Here is a 17,555-nt window from a genome sequence, read left to right on the forward strand (position 1 = left end):
CCCATGGCCGCTCTTCGCCCTTCCCCGTACCGTTCGAGGATGACCACGGAGACCGCGCCCGCCGCCGAGACCTCGACCCGGCTGCGGAGGGCGATCACCGGCCCCCTCCTGTTCGCGTTCATCCTCGGGGACGTGCTGGGCGCAGGCATCTACGCCCTGATGGGGGTGCTCTCCGAGAAGGTGGGCGGGATGCTGTGGGCGCCTCTGCTCCTGGCGCTGCTGCTCGCCATGCTCACGGCGGGTTCCTATGCGGAACTCGTCACGAAGTATCCGCGCGCCGGAGGAGCCGCCGTCTTCGCGGAGCGCGCATTCCACAGTCCGCTGGTGTCGTTCCTGGTGGGATTCAGCATGCTCGCCGCAGGAGTCACGAGTGCGGCCGGCCTCGCCATCGCGTTCGCGGGCGACTACCTGGGCGCGTTCCTCGATCTGCCGACGATCCCGGTCGCGATCGCCTTCCTCGCCCTGGTCGGCCTCCTGAACGCCCGCGGCATCCGCGAATCCATGGGCGCGAACCTCGTGATGACCGCGATCGAGCTGAGCGGCCTGGTCATCGTGATCGCCGTGGTCGCGGTCTTCGTGGCCGGCGGAGGCGGCGACGTCTCCCGTGTCGCGGAGGCGCCGGAAGGGACGAGCGTCGCCGTCGCAGTGCTGTCCGGTGCCGTCATCGCCTACTACTCGTTCGTCGGGTTCGAGACGTCCGCGAACATGATCGAAGAGGTGAAGGATCCGCGCCGGACGTACCCTCGCGCCCTCTTCGGCGCCCTGTTCACGGCCGGAGCGGTCTACGTGCTCGTCGGTCTGGCGAGCTCGATCGCCCTCCCAGCCGCAGAACTGCAGGAGTCGAGCGGTCCCCTGCTCGCCGTGGTCGAGGCCACCGGCGTCAGCATCCCCTCCTGGCTGTTCAGCCTCATCGCGCTCGTCGCGGTCGCCAACGGCGCACTGCTGACGATGATCATGGTCAGCCGTCTCACCTACGGCATGGCCGAGCAGGGCCTGCTGCCCGCCGCCCTCGGCCGCGTGCTCCCGAAGCGGAAGACCCCCTGGGTCGCGATCCTCACCACCACCCTCGTGGCGATGGGGCTGACGCTCGTCGGCGATCTGGCGACGCTCGCCGAGACGGTGGTCCTGCTCCTCCTCGTCGTCTTCCTCAGCGTCAACGTGTCCGTGCTGGTGCTGCGTCGCGACCGCGTCGACAACGATCACTTCCGCGTGTGGACCTTCGTCCCCGTGCTCGGCGTCGGCTCCTGCATCCTGCTCCTCACCCAGCAGCGTCCGGCCGTCTGGCTCTTCGGCGCGATCCTGCTCGCCGTCGGAGGCGTGCTGTACGTGCTGGCGCGCTGGGGCAGGAAGCACTCCGAGAAGAAGAACGCCCGCCCCGACGGCGAGCCCGTCCACGACCAGAAGGAGAACCATGAGCACGCCTGAGCACACGTCCGCCGACGAGATGACGAGCGCGGAGAAGCGGCACGATCAGCTGACGTCCGCACCGGACGCCACCGAGGCCGACGCCGCACCCCGCGTCGAGGTCAGCGAGCACGAAGGCAACACCCGCATCGACATCGCCCCGGGGGCACCGGTGCGTCCGGGGCCCGGTCCCGGAATGCCCGAGGCCGATTCCGAGGACTGACGCGCGGCCCGGCTCTAGAGCCAGCCCTTGCGCTTGAAGGCCGCGTAGAGCCCGAAGCCCAGCGCGATCATCATCCCGACCGCCATCGGGTAACCGAGAAGCCAGTGCAGCTCGGGCATGTGATCGAAGTTCATGCCGTAGATCGTGCCGACGAGCGTCGGGGCGAACAGGATCGCCGCCCATCCCGAGATCTTCTTGACCTCGTCGTTCTGACGGATGCTGAGCTCCGTCATCCGCCGCATCTCCTCGTTCTGGCGACGCGCGACGATCGTCGACTCGACGGTGAGCGCGTTGTCGAGGACGGTGCGGAACGTCGTGGCGCGGTCGCTGACGCGCAGGGTGTGATCCAGCACGTCGCGGAGATACCGCTGCAGCTCTTCGGTCACCTGGTACTTGTCCGACCCGCGCAGCAGGGCCTCCAGCATGCCCGACAGCGGCTGCGTGGCCCGCTGGAAGTCGATGACCTCCCGCCCCAGGTCGTAGATGCGCTGGGTGGCGTCGGTGTTCTCCTCGAACAGCTGGCTCTCGATCTCGTCGATGTCGTTCTCGAGCCCGGCGAGGACGGGCGTGTACTCGTCGACGACCTCATCGAGGATCGCGTACATCACGGCCTCGGGACCACGGGCGAGGAGGGCGGGGTCGGCCTCCAGCCGTCGGCGGACACGCGCGAGGTCCGGTGACTCCGCATGCCTGATCGTCACGACGAAGTCGGGGCCGACGAGCACGTGCACCTCGCCGAACTCGACCTCCTCGACGTCGTCGAGATAACGCGCCGGCCGCAGCACCATGAACAGCACCTCGCCGTAGCGTTCGAGCTTGGCGCGCTGGTGACCGGAGAGCGCGTCCTCCACGACGAGCGCATGGATGCCGAACTCGTCCGCGACCGCGCGGATCTCCTCCTCGCTCGGCCGATAGAGGCCGATCCACCCCATGCCGCCACGCTCCCGCATGCGCTCGAAGGTCTCGCTGAGGGTCACCGGATTCTCGGTGCGGACGCCATCCACGTAGATCGCATTGTCGATGATCGCCATCGTCGCCCCTTCGCGTTCCTGTCGGTCAGAGCGGGATCACTCCGCAGCGGGCGGGGCCACGCAGGGGATCGCGGTATCGGCGATCGCCTGGTGGTACTGCTCGGCCGTGAACGGAAGGCCGAACTCGGGCGCGGTCTGCCCCGCAGCGGCCGGGGCTTTCGAGGCGATGGCGGCGAGTTCCCACGAGAGCTGCTGGGCGAACTGCGCCCCGGCCGTCGAGTCGTTGAGCACGACGGCCACGGTGAACCCGGTGGCAGGGTCGGAGTACGCCGCCGTGGCGTATCCGGGCGTCCAGCCGTGCTGACCGATCATCGATCCCACGAGGTAGGCACCACCCGTGGCCTGGAACCAGGAGTCGGCTCCGTCGGCAGCCGGGAGCGGCTCACCGAAGCGGTCCGGCTTCTCCTCGGTGCGCAGCGCCTGCTTCGCCTCCGCCTGTGCGTAGCGACCCAGGTCGGTGATGGTCGACACGACACCGGAGTCGGTGAAGCCCGAGCTGGACGACAGCTTCGTGATGTCGACGGGGGCGGCGCAGTCGAACCCGCCTTCGACGGCGTTGAGGAAATGACCGTTCAGTACCGCTCCGGTTCCCGGCGGCGCAGGGGTCGGGCTCGGCAGCGAAGTGTCCGGGAGCCCGAGGGGCTCGGTGACGTATTCGGCGATCAGCTCGGAGGCGGTCATCCCCGAGGCGCGTTCGAGGGCCAGCCCCAGCAGGAGGTAGCCGGCATCCGAGTCGCGGAAGGTGGTGTGCGGGGCGACGCGGTCACGCGCCAGGCCGAAACCGGCCAGCTCCAGAGGAGACCAGACCCGGTCGGGGGTGTTCAGCCACGCCGACTTGACGGTTCCCTCGGAGGATCCCGCCCCACTGGTGCCGTTGCACAGGTCGAGGAGGGTGATGCCCTCGTCTCGCATGTCGGCGACACCCGAGACGTAGTCCGCGACGTTCGCATCGAGTTCGACCACATCGCGGTCGGCGAGGGCATAGAGCACGTCGCAGGTCATCAGACGGGTCACGTCGGCGATGCGGAAAGACATGTCGGTCGACACCTCGGCTCCGCCCTCGCGGTCCTGCGTGCCGATGCCGGCCACCCAGCTCCCGCTCCACGGCGCCCAGACACCGACGATCGCGCCCGTCGCACCGGACGCGACGAGGGCGTTGTCGACGGCGGCCTGCATCGCGGCGACCGTGTCATCGGGGAGCGCCCCGTCGACCTGAGCGGGGGGCGTGTACGAGAAGGACTCCTCGGAAGAGCATCCGGTGAGAGCGAGAGCGAGCACAGCCGCCGTGGCCGTTGCGGCGCGCCACCGGCGCGACGAGAGAAGCTGCATGGAAAGAACCCCCGAAGACGTGTCTCCCGAGTCTAGAGCGCCGATGCTGAAAGTCGGCCCCGGAGCAGACGTCGAGCCCCGCATAAGGTTGTCGTCATGCCCCACACCTTCGATGCCGACGTGATCACCGCCGTCCTCCGCCACATGAACGGCGACCACACCGATGACAACATCCTCATCGCCCGGGCGTTCGCGGAGCCGTCGGATGCGGAGATCACCGCATCGATCATGACCGGCTTCGACGGGGACGGCGGGCTGTGGGAGATCACACACGACGGCGCCGTCACCGAGTTGCGCGTGCCGTGGCCCGGCGGCCCGATCGACGACCGCCCCTCGGTGCGCCGTGAGGTCGTGGCGCTGTACGACGCCGCCTGCGCCCGGCTCGGCGTCGAACCTCGCCCGCACGCCTGACGGATCCGGCTTCCCTCCGGGGTTAGGTAACCCTTACACTGGCCTCATGCCCGAGATCCTCTCCTTCTCCGCCGCCCTGCGCGAGCGTTCGTCCGGATCGCACTCCCGCAGCGAGACCGCCGGCTTCATGTCCGACCTCCTGAAGGGCGAGGGATCGCGCGAGGACTACATCTCCCTCGTCGCACAGCACTACTTCATCTACGAGGCCCTCGAGGGCGCCGGCGAGCGCATGCGCCAGGATCCGGTCGCCTCGGTCTTCATCACCGACAAACTCACGCGTCTACCCGCGCTCGAAGCCGACCTCGAGTTCCTGCTCGGTGCCGACTGGCGCGAGCGGATCGTCGCGCTGCCCACCACGCAGCGTTACGTCGACCGCATCCGTCAGGTGGGCGCCACGTGGGCCGGCGGTTTCGTCGCCCACCACTACACCCGCTACCTCGGCGACCTCTCCGGAGGCATCTTCATCGGACGCGTGATGGCACGCCGCTTCGGCTTCGAGACCAACGGCATCGGCTTCTACCTGTTCGACGACATCGCGGATCCGGCCGCCTTCAAGGACGTGTACCGCGAGCAGCTCGACGCCGCTCCCTGGGACGATGCCGAGCGCGAGCGCGTGATCGACGAGGTGCTCCTCGCCTACCGTTTCAACACCGAGCTGTTCGAAGACCTCGACCGCGCGCGCGCCGCTGCCTGAACCGCTGCGAGAGCCGGAGCCGCTGCCGGAGCCTGAGCCAGGGTCGGGCCTTCAGCTCTTCGGCAGCTCCGGGGTCGATGCCGCGAGCCAGGCGTCGCGCATGAACCGGCGCACGTCTTCGTCGACCCGGATGTCACGGGGTCGCAGCGCACGCGACAGGTAGAGCCCGTCGAGCGAGGTCAGCCGGCTGAGCGCGACGTAGGTCTGCCCCGGTGCGAACGCCCCGGAGCCGAGGTCGATGATCGCCCGCTCGTAGGTCTTGCCCTGCGACTTGTGGATCGTGACCGCCCACGCCAAGCGCAACGGGAACTGGGTGAACTCCGCGACCACGTCACGGGAGAGCTTCTTGGTGTTCTGGTCGTACGCGTATCGGAACCGTTCCCACACGGCCGGTTCGACGTCGACCTCCTCGCCGTCGATGTCGACACGCACAGCGCTGCCGAGGATGCGTACGACCGTGCCGATGGTGCCGTTGACCCACCGCGGCGGCTCCCCCGACATCGCGGTGTCGTTGCGCAGGAACATGACCTGCGCTCCGACCTTCAGCTTCAGCTCCGACTCGGCGGGGAGCGCGGCCTCGCCCCGCCCGAAGTCTCCGCTCACCTCGGCACGTGCGGTCTGCTCCTTGCCCGGCAATGCGGCCAGGTGACGACTGTTGATGCTGTTCACGATGTCGTTGCGGGTCGCGAGCGTGATCATCGGCACCTCCCCCGGCTCCGGGTCCGGTGGGGTCCGCGCTCCCTGGGCGTTCAGCACCCCGGCGATCTCGGCGGTGACCCGTCCGTAGCGCACGGCGTTCAGCATGGCCTTGAACCCGTCGTCGGACTGGCGGTGGATCTGCACGAGTTCGCGTACGTGCAGTTCGGCCCGCGAGTCGACCGCGAAGAGTCCGTCCTGATCGGACTCGCCGGTACCGCCGCCGGTCCCTGCCCACACCTTCGCATCGAAGAACCAGAACGAGCGGTAGTGGTCCTGCACGTAGCGGGCCTCATCGCCGCGGGGCGGCACGGGCGCCAGCTGGTAGGGGTCTCCGAACATGACGACCTGCACGCCGCCGAACGGCTCGCCCCTGCGCCCCCGCGCCTGGCGCAGGGAGCGGTCGATCGCATCCATCAGATCCGCGTTGACCATCGAGATCTCATCGATCACGAGCGTCTCGATGGCGTTCAGGATGCGACGGGTCGCGTCGTTCTGATCGATGTCGGCGTCCCCGATCAGACCGATCGGCAGGCGGAACAGCGAGTGGATCGTCTGCCCCTCGACGTTGAGCGCCGCCACGCCCGTGGGCGCGCAGATGGCGATCTGCTTCTTCGTGTTCCACGCGAAATGCTGCAGGAGGGTCGACTTGCCGGTCCCGGCTCGACCGGTGATGAAGACGTGCTCGCCGGTGTCCTCGATGAGGCGGAACAGCTCTTGCTGCTCCTCGGACAGGGCGGGAAGGGACACGGTTCTCACAGGGGCAGCGGGCGGACAGGGCGCTCGTCCATGCTACGGCCCGGCATCCGCGCACGCCCGCCGACGCTCGGCGTCCCCCCAGGACACCCTCCTAGACTGACGCCATGGACCGGGCACGTGCGAGCGCGCCCCGGCGCGCGCGCCTGGGGGTCGACCTGGCGATGCTCGCTGTCGTCGGCATGATGCTCGTCGCCGCACTCGGAGCCGGCGGCGTCACGCTGTATCAGCAGTTCTACGGACCGTCGGCGTTCGTGGTCCGCTACCTCGACCTGCTCTCCTCCGGTCGCGCCGCTGACGCGCTGCGTGTTCCCGGGGTCGCGATCGACCGCGAGACACTCGATGCCGCGGGCATCGACCCCGCGGCATCCGAGGCGATGCTCCGCCGCGCCGCGCTCGCGCCTCTGACCGACGTGACGGTGACGTCGGAGAAACCCGCAGACGGCGGCACCGCCGTCACCGTCAGCTACCAGGCGAGCGGCCACCCCGGGACCAGTACGTTCCTGATCGAACAGGACGGATGGGCGGGAGTCACCCCCCATTGGCGTTTCACGACGAGCCCCCTGGCCGTCGTGGATCTCACGGTTCGCGGTGCGGACAAGTTCGCCGTGAACGGGTTCGAGGTCGATCGGCGTCAGGTGTCGATCGACGGCGCCGATGCCGTCCCCCTCGACCCGCTGCCGCTGCTGGTGTTCACCCCCGGACTGTATGCGATCACGGTGGACACCCCCATATCGACGGCCTCCGGCCACGGAGTGCTCGCCGACACCCCCCTCGCCGTCACGCCGCTCGATGTGCAGACCGAGCCGACCGACGAGTTCATCGACGTGGTGCAGGAGCGCGTCGAGGCTTTCCTCACCGAGTGCACGACGCAGGAGGTGCTGCAGCCGACGGCCTGCCCGTTCGGCCTGCGGGTCACGAACCGCCTCGCCTCGGCCCCGAAGTGGTCGATCGCGACCCAGCCACGGGTCACGGTCACCCCCGACGGCGGGCAGTGGCAGATCCCGACGACGGATGCGGTCGCTCACGTCGACGTCGACATCAAGTCGCTGTTCGACGGCAAGACCCAGCCGCTGTCGGAAGACGTCCCCTTCCAGCTCACGGGAACGATCGCGATCCTTCCCGACGGCACCGCGTCGATCAGGATCGGCTCCCCCGGAGAGCAGCCCGTCGGCTGACGCCCGAGCGAGCCGGCCTCAGCGGCCTGCGCGCTGCTCCCGCTCGTCGCGCTCGGCGAGGGCAGCCAGCTTGGCGTTGTACTCCTCGAGCTCGGCGTCTCCCGTGCGATCGGCGTGCCGGTCCGCGCGGCGCTGCAGCTTGGTGTCGCTGCGACTCCACTGGATCGCGACCGTGATCGCGAGGATGAGCGTGGGGATCTCGCCGATCGACCAGGCGATGCCGCCACCCACGTACTGATCCTGCAGCGGGTCCACGCCCCAGTCACGGCCCATCGACCCGAACCAGTCGGCCACCATGAGGCCCTCCTGCATCATGATCGCGATGCCGAAGAAGGCGTGCATCGCCATCACCGCGATCAGGGTGATCAGACGACCGGGGTAGGGCAGACGGTAGGGCACCGGGTCGGCGCCGATCAGGCTCATCACGAAGAGGTAGCCCGAGATCAGGAAGTGGATGACCATCCACTCATGGCCGAGGTGCTCGTACATCGACCAGCGCACGAGGTCGGTGAAGTAGAACGCCCAGAGCGACAGGATGAAGATCGCCGCCGCCACGAACGGGTGCGTCACGACGCGGGCGAAGGGCGAGTGCACGGCCCACATGATCCACTCGCGACCGCCTCGGGTGCCGTCGTCGCGTTTGTGGATCGCACGCAGGGCGAGGGTGATGGGGGCACCGGACACCATCAGCAGCGGGATCGCCATCGACAGCATCATGTGGCCCATCATGTGGATGCTGAAGAGGTATTCCTGGTAGGCGTTGAGCGGTCCGCTGGTCACCCAGACGAGCATCAGCATGCCGAGCACCCAGAACACGGTGCGATGGATCGGCCAGCGGTCGCCGCGCAGTCGCAGCCGCCGCACTCCTGCCAGGTAGAGGAACAGTCCGAAGCCGGCGGCGACGAGCCAGAGCACGTCGAAGTCCCAGGCGGTGAACCAGCGCTCGATCGTCAGTTCCGGCGGCAGCGTCGAGCCGGTGAGGATCTGCGCGGGGGTCTGGGCGAACGCGGCGACCTCCCCGGTGGGGGGAGGTGTGCGTGCGAGTGCGGCGGCAGCACCCGAGGCGAGACCCATCAACGCGACCTCGCACAGCACGAGGAGCCAGAACCAGCCGGCCGCGCGCTGACCGGAGAGCTTGGGGATCAGGCGGGCGCGGTACCAGGCCCCCAGCAGCCCCATTCCTCCCAGAAGTGCGACCTTGGCCAGCACGATCCAGCCGTAGGGCGTCGCCCACAGCGCATCCCAGCTGCCGACGGCGACGATGGACCGGGTGACGCCCGACACGGCGACCACGGCGAAAGCGGCGATCGCGAGCGACGAGTAGCGCCCGACGAGTTGCGCGGTGTCGACATCGGCTCGTCCGCGCAGCAGGACCAGGAGCAGGAGACCGCCGAGCCAGACGGCGGCGCCGATCGTGTGCAACAGGATCGAGTTGACGGCCATGTTGTGCCCGGCGAGGTCGCCGGCATGGCCCTGAGTCGCGAGCGGGAGGAAGGATGCGGCGGCGAGGAGGGCCGTGATCAGTGTGGGTGTCCACGAACGCCACGCGAACGCCAGCACCGTGATGATCGCACCGAAGATGGTGGTGATGAGCCAGGACTGCCCCAGCGGCAGCTCCAGCAGGAATCGACCGAGCTGCGTGCCGAACTCGCGTTCGATGCTGAGCTTCGGGTTGAAGGCGGCCATGAAGGCGAGAAAGCCGGCGAGACCCGCGGAAACCGTGAACACGGCCGCTCCCACCGAGGCGATGTTCAGGGCGGCGTCGAATGATCGGTCCCCCGCGCGCAGTCCGAACAGCGCGAGCACGAGCGAGCCGAGCATGACCGCGCCCGAGATGTTCATGACGAGCTTGGCGATCGGCGTGCCCCAGAGCACGAACGGCCCCGGATCCTGCAGGAGCGGCGGCTTGGCGCCTCCGCCGACGAGCAGCGCCAGCACGAGGGCTGCCATCGCGGCGAGCAGGAGGATGACGATTCCCGCGATTCGATACGCCGAAATCCGACTCGTCGACTCGCTGCGGGAACTCACCCCTCCAGCCTAGGCGCGACCGGCGGTGAGAAAGCACGAAGGCCGCTCCCGTCGGAACGGGAGCGGCCTTCGAAGAGGTGCGGTCGAATTACTTGACGGCAGCCTTGAGCTTGGAACCAGCGGTCACCTTGACGCGCTTGCCGGCCGGGATCTTGATCTCGGCGCCGGTCTGCGGGTTGCGGCCCGTGCGAGCAGCGGTGTCGACCTGCTCGAAGGAGATCCAGCCCGGGATGGAGACCTTGCTGCCCTTGGCAACAGCGTCGGAGACCGTGGCGAACAGCGAGTCGAGGACACCGGAGACGGTGGCCTGGCTCTGGCCCGTGGCGCTTGCGATGCTCGCGACGAGCTCGGTCTTGGTGATGGACTTGTCAGCCATGTCATCCTCCAGCGACGAGATCCCGTCGCATCGTTGTGGGTATCGGAGCGGGTGCTCCTGGTCTAGCGACCGCCTCGAATGTACCAACCACCACCCTCATTTCCGCGTCATTTCGCGGGTTTTGGGCAATTACTGGGCGTGTCGCGTCACTTTTGTCACTCCAGTCACAGAAACCAAGGCCCTCAACGGGGCCGGTGCGCCTTGATCACGGCGCTGGACGTGCGCGCGAAAGCCGGCGCGACGCGGTCCTCCCCGTCCCCCACACCCCCACCCCCCACACCTCCACACCCCGTGTGGGGAGGAGTTCTCGCCGATGGGCGGAGGATGTTCCTGAGAGGTTCCGCCCGACGGGGAGTTCTCCGCCCGTCGCGGAGTGCAGAGGTGCGGGGATCAGCGCGCAAGATGGAGGCGCTGAGCGATCGCAGCCAGGATCAGGCTCTGCACGTCCGCCCAGTGGTTCATGAGCTGGTCGTAGCCGATGCGGATCACGTGATAGCCGCGGAGCATCAGCTCGGCGTCGTGCGCGATATCGCTCGTGCGTTGGGTTCCGACATGATGCCCACCGTCGATCTGCACGACGAGTCGTTCGCCGATCAAGAAGTCCACTCGGTGCCCGATGATCCAGACCTGCGGCGTGATCGGCAGGTCCAGCCATGCCATCCGCGTGCGGAAGATGGTCTCCGTCCCCGCGTCGGCGAAGGGACGGGCGTCGCCCAGGAGCCGCCTCGCCGCCGGCGGCAGGGGTGCCCGTTCGAGCACGTCGTGGTCCACGGCCCCTGCCCGCATCGCGGACTCCCAGGTCGCGAGCGCATCTTCATATGGCTGACAGCGCGCCACGAGCACGAGCGCGTTCTCGATCGAGTCCTCGAGCAGATCCGGATCTCGAGGGAAGATCGGCCGGCTCCAGTGCACGACCCCACGAGCATCCTTCGCGTGACCGGACTTCGGGGGTGCCGCCAGGTGCGGTCGCGATACGGCCGTCACCCACAGATCCTTCCGCGCGGCAACGGTGACGCAACTGAGCACGACTCCTCGCTTCGCCGCCGCGACGAGCATCGGGTCCGCACCGGGGAGTCCCACCCACCCCCGGCACACCGAGACCACCGCCCCTGCGCGCACCGCTTGCCGCAGCGCGTGCTCGGTGACCCCCGCTCGGCGCATAGTGACGACCCGCGCGATCCCGTTCCTGGCTGTGAGGGCGCGCACGACATCCATGCCTCGAGCCTGCCGCGCCTCGACGGCCCCGCAGCGCCACAGATCCGCCCTCTGTTGACTCCTTAGCAGTGGCTACTCGCTGTGCAGGGGCAGTCTTCGGGCGGACTTCCTCGTGATGGGCGGCGAACCCCATCACCGAAGTCCGCCTATCAGCGAGAAGTCCGCCCTTCGCGTGGCGCTTCACGAGACAGAGACAGGAGACAGAGACAGGAGACAGGAGACAGGAGACAGGAGACAGGAGACAGAGACAGGAGACACAGGCGCGGAGCGAACGTGAGGGTGGGGACGCGAAAGGGGCGAGGATCCGAAGATCCTCGCCCCATTCGACTGTCTGCTGAGACTTACCAGCTCGACTTGGTCACGCCGGGCAGCTCGCCACGGTGCGCCATGTCACGGAAGCGGACACGCGAGATGCCGAACTTCGTGAGGACACCGCGGGGGCGGCCGTCGATGACGTCGCGCGAACGCACGCGAGCCGGCGACGCGTTGCGCGGCAGCTTCTGCAGGCCGACGCGAGCGGCCTCGCGGGCCTCGTCGGTGGCGTTCGGGTCGACCAGGGTCTTCTTCAGCTCGGCGCGACGCTCGGCGTAACGCTCGACGATGACCTTGCGCTGCTCGTTGCGAGCGATCTTGCTCTTCTTAGCCATTGATCAACGCTCCTCTCGGAATTCGACGTGCTGACGGATGACCGGGTCGTACTTCTTGAGCACGAGGCGGTCGGGGGTGTTGCGGCGGTTCTTCTTGGTCACGTACGTGTATCCCGTACCTGCCGTCGAACGCAGCTTGATGATCGGACGTACGTCCTGAGCCTTCTTGGCCATTAGAGCTTCACACCCTTCGCCTGGAGGTCCTTGACCACGTTCTCGATGCCACGGACGTCGATCACCTTGATGCCCTTGGCGGACACGTTGAGCGTGATCTTACGACCGAGCGAGGGAACGAAATACGTCTTCTTCTGCACGTTCGGGTCGAAGCGGCGCTTCGTCCGGCGGTGCGAGTGCGAGACATTGTGTCCGAAGCCGGGAACAGCTCCGGTCACCTGGCACACTGCTGCCATGATGTGACTCCTTCTATACCGTGAGGCCGGACGGCCCCACCCAAGATCCCTTGTCTGCACGCAACCACGACCCGCCGATCTCTCGGCCGCAGAAGGGGAAGCACGCGAACTGCGCACAGGAGTGTGCGCAGACAAAGAGTCAGTTTAGCACGGGTGCCGACCCGGTCGATCCCGGCTCCCCCGAAGCGAGTTCGGCAGCAGCCTCGGCCGCGCCCCTGCCCCATCGGAACGGCGACACCGTCGGGTCCGCGTCGATCCAGAAGCGCCACGGGAAAGCCGCGGTCCCGGCGACGCCGGCGACACCGACGCGCGGACCGCTGGCCACGTCGTCCCGCTGCGGACCCAGCCACAGCTCGGCTCGTGCTCCGCGACGCTCCCCACCCGTGATCGCGTCGATCCCGTCGTGCACGGGATGCCGCAATCCCACCGCCTGTCCGAGACGACCCGGCCCGCGGGCGAGGTCCCGCAGCGTCGTGCGCCGAAGGGGAAGCGCGACGCCACGTCGGAGGGCCGCCGCCTCCGTGCCGCTCACGATCTCGCCCGCCCGGAGCAGCACGCCGTCGCCCTGCCCTTCAGGGCCGCACACGACGTTCACGCACGAGTGGATGCCGTGGCTCAGGTACACGTACAGGTGGCCCGGCTCGCCCCACATCGTGGAGTTGCGGGCCGTGCGCCCCATGCGCGCATGAGAACCCGGATCGGGGATCTCGCCCGTGCCCTGCCCGTGGTACGCCTCGACCTCCGTGATGCGCAACCGCACCTCGACGGGAACGGAGTCGTTCCCGATCGTGACGACCGTGCGCAGCTCGCCTCCGAGCAGGCGCGGTGCGACGTCGACCGCGGAGGCGCTCAGGTCTGCACGGACGGCACGGCGCAGGCTTTCGTGCGGCAGGTCGACGCCGCGGAGGAGGTCGGGACCGTCCGTCATCTCAGAAGCGCGGAGCCGTCTGGCACCACGAGGCGTCGAAGCCGGTGAGGGCGACGATCTCCTTGCCGGAAGCCATGTCGATCAGGTGGGTCTCGACGTTCTCGGGCAGCGGCAGCAGCATCCCGTCGTAGGCGTTGTTCGCCAGGTCGGGAGCAACGACGACGGCGGCGTACTGGCCGCTCGGCGACGCGCAGGCCTGCAGGATCGAGTCCGTGGATCCGACCTCGACCAGCGGGGTCGCCGCGCCGTCGTCGTCGACGCGCACGACCACCTGTCCGATCGGCAGCCCCTCGTCGTCGCGAGCGATCACGTGGCGCAACGTGCCACCGGGATACGGCGTGATCGAGCTCGCCGTCCCGTAGTCGGGATCGGATGCCGCGAGCGGCTGCTCCGACCCGTCTGCGAGGTTGAGTTCGACCACGGCCCCGTCGAGCCGTTCGACGATCGCCGTGTAGGTGCCGCGGGAGATCCCCTGGATGGTGGCCGCGAGGCCGAGGGACTGCACACCCGTGTCGGTCGAACGGTCGACGAGCGAGAGGGCTCCGTCGAAGTCGATGAACAGCACGGCTGCGCTGTCGGGCACGAACTGCCAGACGAAGACGCTCGCCTCGGTGCCGGCGACCTCGATGATCTGCGGGTCGTCATCGCCGCTCAGCGACTGGGTGACCAGCACGCTCGCGCGCCCCTCGGTGTCGCTGAGCTCCTTGTCGGAGTAGCTGTAGCCGACGAGGCCGCCGCGTTCGGAGACCTGGATCGCGCCCACGTATCCCTCACCGGGAAGAGTGAGCTCACGCTGGTTCTTGCCGTCGCGGTCCATCACGAGCAGGCGGGACCCGTCGTCCTCCTCGACCGACACCACGAGCTGCGTGGAGGTCGCGCGGAAGTCGTTGATCTTGTCGTGCTCGAAGACCGGGACGGCCTTCTCGCCGCTGAGGTCGGTGAGGAAGATCTTGTCCTTGCCCGCGACATCGCGACGCAGCAGGAAGATGTTCGACGGCGGCGTCGTGAAGCTCGTGGTCAGCGTCGTCTTCGGGCCACCGCCGGCACCGACCACATCGGCGACACGGACCGTGTACTCGGTCGAGTCGTCGAGCGGGACCGTGAATCGCACGCCCACGCCGCGCCCCGAGGCATCCACCGTGAAGGGCACCTCCGGCTCGACCGTGACCTGCGCCGGGTCGATGTCGGCGAGTGCCTGGTTCGCAGTGAGGATCACGCGGCTGCCGGACGATTCGATCGCCTGTGCCGCATCGACCTGCACATCGCTGATGCGCGGACCCTGAAGAAGGCTGGCGATGCCCAACCCCGTCCCGACGACGACGAGCACCCCGAGGACCGCGGCAACCGTGAGCACGAACCGGCGTCGGCTCCCCGGCGCGGGCGGGACCCGGCGCTCGGCGGTGGCGCGGGGGGTCGGCGGCGCATATGGATCCACTGTCGCGTCATGTGCCGCCGCACCTACCGCTGCACCGGCCACCGAGGTCTCGACGACGGGTTCCGGTGCGGCGCCGACGAACACGGGTTCGGTCGCGAGGGGGACGGGCGGAAGAGCGGTCGCCTCCGCATCCTCGCGCGCCGCAGCCTCGAAGGCGGCCATCTTGCGGGCGGCGGCCTCCTGCTCGGCGACCTCACGGTCACCTGCCTCACGGACCGCGGCTTCACGAGCAGCGGCTTCACGCGCAGCCGCCTCGCGCGCAGCCGCTTCGTCTGCACCGGCAGGTTGCTGATCGCCCGGCCGATCGGCCGGGGTGGGCTGGTCGGCGGGCGGTGCGACATGGTCGGCAGACGCCACCGCGCGGTCGATCCGCTCGGCCTCCGCCGCTTCGGCAGCTTCTCGCGCTGCACGCATCTCCGCGCGGGTGCGCGGGACGGCGGGCACCTCTGGGCGCTCGTCGTCAGTACTCATAGGGGTCTCCCGGCTCATCGATCGTGACGACATCGGTCGGCTCGATGCGGAGCTTGCCGTCGGCATCCGCGCGCACGGTGCCGGTGATCTCGACCCATTGGCCGGTCGCGTACTCGTCGGGCTTCACATCGACGGGCAGAACGGCGGTCTGGGCATCGATCACGCAATGCGTGATGACCAGACGGGTCAGGTTCACACCGTCGTCCCCCGACGCGCCGGGCGTCACGAAGCCCGTGAGCTTCACCGCGGCGCCGTCGTAAGCGGCCGTGTTCGTCGCCGCCGTGAAGACGCTCGCCCAGTCGCCGACGCCGAACGTCGACGTGTCGGCCACGCCGAGCGCGACCGAGTCCGCGCCGGCGAACAATGCGCTCTGCTCTCCCGCGCGCGACATCGCGAGCTCGACCGACAGGGAGGCCGGCGGCAGGACGAGACCCGCCACGACGACACCCGAGGCGATGACTCCGCCGGCGACGGCCGCGACTCCGGCGAGCGCGCGGCGAGAGGAGGCCGGGGCACCATCGTGATCCGCACCGTCGTGATCCGCACCGTCTTGATCCGCACCCTCGCGGTCGCCGTGGACTGCGGGAGCGGGCACAGGCCCGTGGTCGTGGCCGTGGTCGCCCTCCTCCCCCAACGGGAGGGTGCACGACCAGATCGCTCCGGCCAGGGTCACGACCGCGGCGGTACAGGCGAACCACACCGACTCCGGGCTGATGTAGAGGTTGAGGCGCCCCGTGAGACCGAGGCCGAGGGTGACGACCGAGATGACGGTCGCGAGCCCCACACCCAGCCAGCGGGTGCCGAGTGCACGTATGCGGGTGGCGGTCTGCTCGGACCGCGCCGTCTGCTCAGACAAGGACGTTCACCCCGATACCGATCGCGAAAGCCGAGGCGAGCACGATGCCGACGATCCCGACGAGCGTGCGCGCGGTGAACGTGGTGCGCATGAGCGCCAGCATCTTGATGTCGACGAGCGGACCGACGAGCAGGAAGGCGACGAGGGCGCCGGACGAGAACGTCGAGGCGAACGAGAGCGCGAAGAACGCATCGACGTTCGAGCAGATGGCCACCGTCATCGCGAGCGCCATCATGGCGACGATCGACAGCACCGGGTTCGACCCGATCGCGAGCAGCCACTCGCGCGGGATCAGTACCTGCACGGCCCCGGCGAGCGCCGAGCCGATCACGAGTGCGGGCATGACGGCGCGCAGCTCGATCAGGAACTGGGTGAGACTGCGGCGCACCGGCGTGCCCGGTTCGTGGGTGACCAGCTCGCAGGTGTCGACGAAGCGCTGGGTGAGCATGCCGTCCGGGTCGGGGTGGCGGCTGTAGATCCAGCCGATGAGGTTCGCGATGAGGTAGCCGCCCACGAGCCGGGCGACGAGGATCCCACCGTCCCAGCCGAAAGCGGCGTGCGTGGTGAGGATCACGATCGGGTTCACGATCGGCGCGGCGATGAGGAACGTCATCGCTTCGGCCGGCGCGAGGCCGCGCATCATGAGGCCACGGGCGAAGGACACGTTGCCGCACTCGCACACCGGGATCAGCATGCCCAACAGTGACAGCACCGCACGGCGGGCCCACGCGCGCTTCGGCAGCCAGCGGTGGATCGCATCGGCCGGGAGCCACACCTGCACCACGATCGAGAGCAGCACGCCGAGGATCACGAACGGCAGGGCTTCGATGAGCACACTCAGCGCGAGGGTGAGCCCGTCCTGCGCGCGGGTGGGCAGCGAGGCGGGGAACAGCGTCGGCAGGAAGGCATCGATCAGGAAGAGCGCGGCGATGATGGCAGCGCCCAGGCCGACGCCGATCCATGCCGATCGCGGCGAGGGCGCCGGGCGATGGGAGTGGCCGTGACGGGTCGCCGTTGCTGCCGAGGAGCTCACGCGGACGCGGCCCTCTCGGCGTCGCGCTTGTTCGCACACGGGGTGCACAGCCCGAAGATGTCGACCACGTGGGCGGCCTCGGTGAAGCCGTGCAGTGCCGCGGTGCGGTGCGCCCACTGCTCGACGTCCTTGGCCTCGATCTCGACGGTCAGACCGCAGGATCGGCAGATGAGGTGGTGATGGTGGCCCTGCGTGGTGCAGGCGCGGTACAGCGCCTCGCCCTCGGGACTCTGCAGCGAGTCGGCGTCTCCGGAGGCGGCGAGTCCGGCCAGCGCACGGTAGACGGTGGCGAGGCCGATGCCGGTGTTGTCGTCGCGCAGCGCGGCGTGCAGGCTCTGCGCGCTCACGAATCCGCGCGCGTCGGCGAGTGCTTCGCGCACACGTTCGCGCTGCCAGGTGTTCCGCTGAGCCATATGAAGAGTCTAGGCCGCGGG

The 17,555-nt window shown here is 68.8% G+C and carries 19 protein-coding genes; 5 read left to right on the plus strand and 14 right to left on the minus strand.

Features of this window, described 5'->3' with window-relative positions:
* The first annotated feature begins 39 nt into the window (after positions 1-39).
* Positions 40-1,425 (plus strand): APC family permease, encoded by a 1,386-nt coding sequence (locus MicroSTF_RS10700; RefSeq protein ID WP_322955474.1) that lies wholly within the window; start codon positions 40-42, stop codon positions 1,423-1,425.
* A complete protein-coding gene (locus tag MicroSTF_RS10705; protein WP_322955476.1) occupies positions 1,412-1,627 on the plus strand; it encodes a multidrug transporter in 216 nt (71 codons plus the stop codon). Before MicroSTF_RS10700 ends, MicroSTF_RS10705 begins: the two co-directional genes overlap by 14 nt.
* A gap of 14 nt (positions 1,628-1,641) precedes the next feature.
* Here the strand turns inward: MicroSTF_RS10705 and corA are convergent, their stop codons facing one another.
* Complete coding sequence (corA, locus tag MicroSTF_RS10710; RefSeq protein ID WP_021201623.1) at positions 1,642-2,658, minus strand: magnesium/cobalt transporter CorA; 1,017 nt, start codon at positions 2,656-2,658, stop codon at positions 1,642-1,644.
* A 36-nt stretch (positions 2,659-2,694) separates the two neighbouring features.
* A complete protein-coding gene (locus MicroSTF_RS10715; RefSeq protein ID WP_322955479.1) occupies positions 2,695-3,987 on the minus strand; it encodes a serine hydrolase domain-containing protein in 1,293 nt (430 codons plus the stop codon).
* Positions 3,988-4,083: 96 nt separating this feature from the next.
* On the opposite strand from MicroSTF_RS10715, the gene MicroSTF_RS10720 reads away from it, so the two are divergent.
* Together MicroSTF_RS10720 and MicroSTF_RS10725 are read left to right on the plus strand one after the other, a co-directional pair.
* Entirely contained in the window at positions 4,084-4,398 is a 315-nt protein-coding gene (locus MicroSTF_RS10720; RefSeq protein WP_029264823.1) for a DUF2470 domain-containing protein, read from the plus strand.
* Between the two features lie 46 nt (positions 4,399-4,444).
* Positions 4,445-5,092 carry a heme oxygenase (biliverdin-producing) gene (locus MicroSTF_RS10725; RefSeq protein ID WP_021201620.1) on the plus strand — a complete coding sequence of 216 codons (648 nt, stop codon included), beginning with the start codon at positions 4,445-4,447 and terminating at the stop codon, positions 5,090-5,092.
* Positions 5,093-5,143: 51 nt separating this feature from the next.
* Here MicroSTF_RS10725 and MicroSTF_RS10730 read toward each other — a convergent pair whose 3' ends face one another.
* The gene (locus tag MicroSTF_RS10730; protein WP_029264824.1) at positions 5,144-6,538 is read right to left on the minus strand and encodes an ATP-dependent DNA helicase; all 1,395 of its coding nucleotides are present in this window, start codon (positions 6,536-6,538) and stop codon (positions 5,144-5,146) included.
* Positions 6,539-6,651: 113 nt separating this feature from the next.
* On the opposite strand from MicroSTF_RS10730, the gene MicroSTF_RS10735 reads away from it, so the two are divergent.
* Positions 6,652-7,722, plus strand: coding sequence for a hypothetical protein (locus MicroSTF_RS10735; RefSeq protein WP_021201618.1), 1,071 nt, complete (start codon positions 6,652-6,654; stop codon positions 7,720-7,722).
* A gap of 18 nt (positions 7,723-7,740) precedes the next feature.
* On the opposite strand, the gene MicroSTF_RS10740 is transcribed toward MicroSTF_RS10735, so the two are convergent.
* The 11 genes from MicroSTF_RS10740 to MicroSTF_RS10790 form a co-directional block, all read right to left on the minus strand.
* Positions 7,741-9,672, minus strand: a complete 1,932-nt coding sequence (locus tag MicroSTF_RS10740) for a cytochrome c oxidase assembly protein (RefSeq protein ID WP_136024780.1) — start codon at positions 9,670-9,672, stop codon at positions 7,741-7,743.
* A 166-nt stretch (positions 9,673-9,838) separates the two neighbouring features.
* Positions 9,839-10,126, minus strand: a complete 288-nt coding sequence (locus MicroSTF_RS10745; RefSeq protein ID WP_017203554.1) for an HU family DNA-binding protein — start codon at positions 10,124-10,126, stop codon at positions 9,839-9,841.
* Between the two features lie 390 nt (positions 10,127-10,516).
* Positions 10,517-11,341, minus strand: a complete 825-nt coding sequence (locus MicroSTF_RS10750) for an endonuclease domain-containing protein (protein WP_029264825.1) — start codon at positions 11,339-11,341, stop codon at positions 10,517-10,519.
* 341 nt (positions 11,342-11,682) lie between these two features.
* A complete protein-coding gene (gene rpsN, locus MicroSTF_RS10755; protein WP_017829734.1) occupies positions 11,683-11,988 on the minus strand; it encodes a 30S ribosomal protein S14 in 306 nt (101 codons plus the stop codon).
* A 3-nt stretch (positions 11,989-11,991) separates the two neighbouring features.
* Positions 11,992-12,162 carry a 50S ribosomal protein L33 gene (rpmG, locus tag MicroSTF_RS10760; protein ID WP_017203558.1) on the minus strand — a complete coding sequence of 57 codons (171 nt, stop codon included), beginning with the start codon at positions 12,160-12,162 and terminating at the stop codon, positions 11,992-11,994.
* Entirely contained in the window at positions 12,162-12,398 is a 237-nt protein-coding gene (gene rpmB, locus MicroSTF_RS10765) for a 50S ribosomal protein L28 (RefSeq protein WP_017203559.1), read from the minus strand. The genes rpmG and rpmB overlap by 1 nt, the downstream gene beginning before the upstream one ends.
* A 139-nt stretch (positions 12,399-12,537) precedes the next feature.
* Complete coding sequence (locus tag MicroSTF_RS10770) at positions 12,538-13,326, minus strand: DNA-3-methyladenine glycosylase (RefSeq protein WP_322955520.1); 789 nt, start codon at positions 13,324-13,326, stop codon at positions 12,538-12,540.
* A gap of 1 nt (position 13,327) precedes the next feature.
* Positions 13,328-15,232, minus strand: coding sequence for a hypothetical protein (locus MicroSTF_RS10775; RefSeq protein WP_322955522.1), 1,905 nt, complete (start codon positions 15,230-15,232; stop codon positions 13,328-13,330).
* Positions 15,222-16,088, minus strand: coding sequence for a TIGR03943 family putative permease subunit (locus MicroSTF_RS10780; protein WP_322955524.1), 867 nt, complete (start codon positions 16,086-16,088; stop codon positions 15,222-15,224). Before MicroSTF_RS10780 ends, MicroSTF_RS10775 begins: the two co-directional genes overlap by 11 nt.
* Complete coding sequence (locus MicroSTF_RS10785) at positions 16,081-17,121, minus strand: permease (protein ID WP_322955527.1); 1,041 nt, start codon at positions 17,119-17,121, stop codon at positions 16,081-16,083. The genes MicroSTF_RS10780 and MicroSTF_RS10785 overlap by 8 nt, the downstream gene beginning before the upstream one ends.
* Entirely contained in the window at positions 17,118-17,534 is a 417-nt protein-coding gene (locus MicroSTF_RS10790) for a Fur family transcriptional regulator (RefSeq protein ID WP_021201611.1), read from the minus strand. The genes MicroSTF_RS10785 and MicroSTF_RS10790 overlap by 4 nt, the downstream gene beginning before the upstream one ends.
* Between the last annotated feature and the right edge of the window lie 21 nt (positions 17,535-17,555).

Source organism: Microbacterium sp. STF-2 (assembly GCF_034650155.1).
GTDB classification, from domain to species: domain Bacteria; phylum Actinomycetota; class Actinomycetes; order Actinomycetales; family Microbacteriaceae; genus Microbacterium; species Microbacterium maritypicum_A.

Excerpts from the sequence above, each read along its gene's own strand:
- MicroSTF_RS10700 (WP_322955474.1), top strand. The coding sequence starts at position 40 with ATGACCACGGAGACCGCGCCCGCCGCCGAGACCTCGACCCGGCTGCGG.
- MicroSTF_RS10705 (WP_322955476.1), top strand. The coding sequence starts at position 1,412 with ATGAGCACGCCTGAGCACACGTCCGCCGACGAGATGACGAGCGCGGAG.
- corA (WP_021201623.1), bottom strand. The coding sequence starts at position 2,658 with ATGGCGATCATCGACAATGCGATCTACGTGGATGGCGTCCGCACCGAG.
- MicroSTF_RS10715 (WP_322955479.1), bottom strand. The coding sequence starts at position 3,987 with ATGCAGCTTCTCTCGTCGCGCCGGTGGCGCGCCGCAACGGCCACGGCG.
- MicroSTF_RS10720 (WP_029264823.1), top strand. The coding sequence starts at position 4,084 with ATGCCCCACACCTTCGATGCCGACGTGATCACCGCCGTCCTCCGCCAC.
- MicroSTF_RS10725 (WP_021201620.1), top strand. The coding sequence starts at position 4,445 with ATGCCCGAGATCCTCTCCTTCTCCGCCGCCCTGCGCGAGCGTTCGTCC.
- MicroSTF_RS10735 (WP_021201618.1), top strand. The coding sequence starts at position 6,652 with ATGGACCGGGCACGTGCGAGCGCGCCCCGGCGCGCGCGCCTGGGGGTC.
- MicroSTF_RS10740 (WP_136024780.1), bottom strand. The coding sequence starts at position 9,672 with ATGGCAGCCCTCGTGCTGGCGCTGCTCGTCGGCGGAGGCGCCAAGCCG.
- MicroSTF_RS10745 (WP_017203554.1), bottom strand. The coding sequence starts at position 10,126 with ATGGCTGACAAGTCCATCACCAAGACCGAGCTCGTCGCGAGCATCGCA.
- MicroSTF_RS10750 (WP_029264825.1), bottom strand. The coding sequence starts at position 11,341 with ATGGATGTCGTGCGCGCCCTCACAGCCAGGAACGGGATCGCGCGGGTC.
- rpsN (WP_017829734.1), bottom strand. The coding sequence starts at position 11,988 with ATGGCTAAGAAGAGCAAGATCGCTCGCAACGAGCAGCGCAAGGTCATC.
- rpmG (WP_017203558.1), bottom strand. The coding sequence starts at position 12,162 with ATGGCCAAGAAGGCTCAGGACGTACGTCCGATCATCAAGCTGCGTTCG.
- rpmB (WP_017203559.1), bottom strand. The coding sequence starts at position 12,398 with ATGGCAGCAGTGTGCCAGGTGACCGGAGCTGTTCCCGGCTTCGGACAC.
- MicroSTF_RS10770 (WP_322955520.1), bottom strand. The coding sequence starts at position 13,326 with ATGACGGACGGTCCCGACCTCCTCCGCGGCGTCGACCTGCCGCACGAA.
- MicroSTF_RS10775 (WP_322955522.1), bottom strand. The coding sequence starts at position 15,232 with ATGAGTACTGACGACGAGCGCCCAGAGGTGCCCGCCGTCCCGCGCACC.
- MicroSTF_RS10790 (WP_021201611.1), bottom strand. The coding sequence starts at position 17,534 with ATGGCTCAGCGGAACACCTGGCAGCGCGAACGTGTGCGCGAAGCACTC.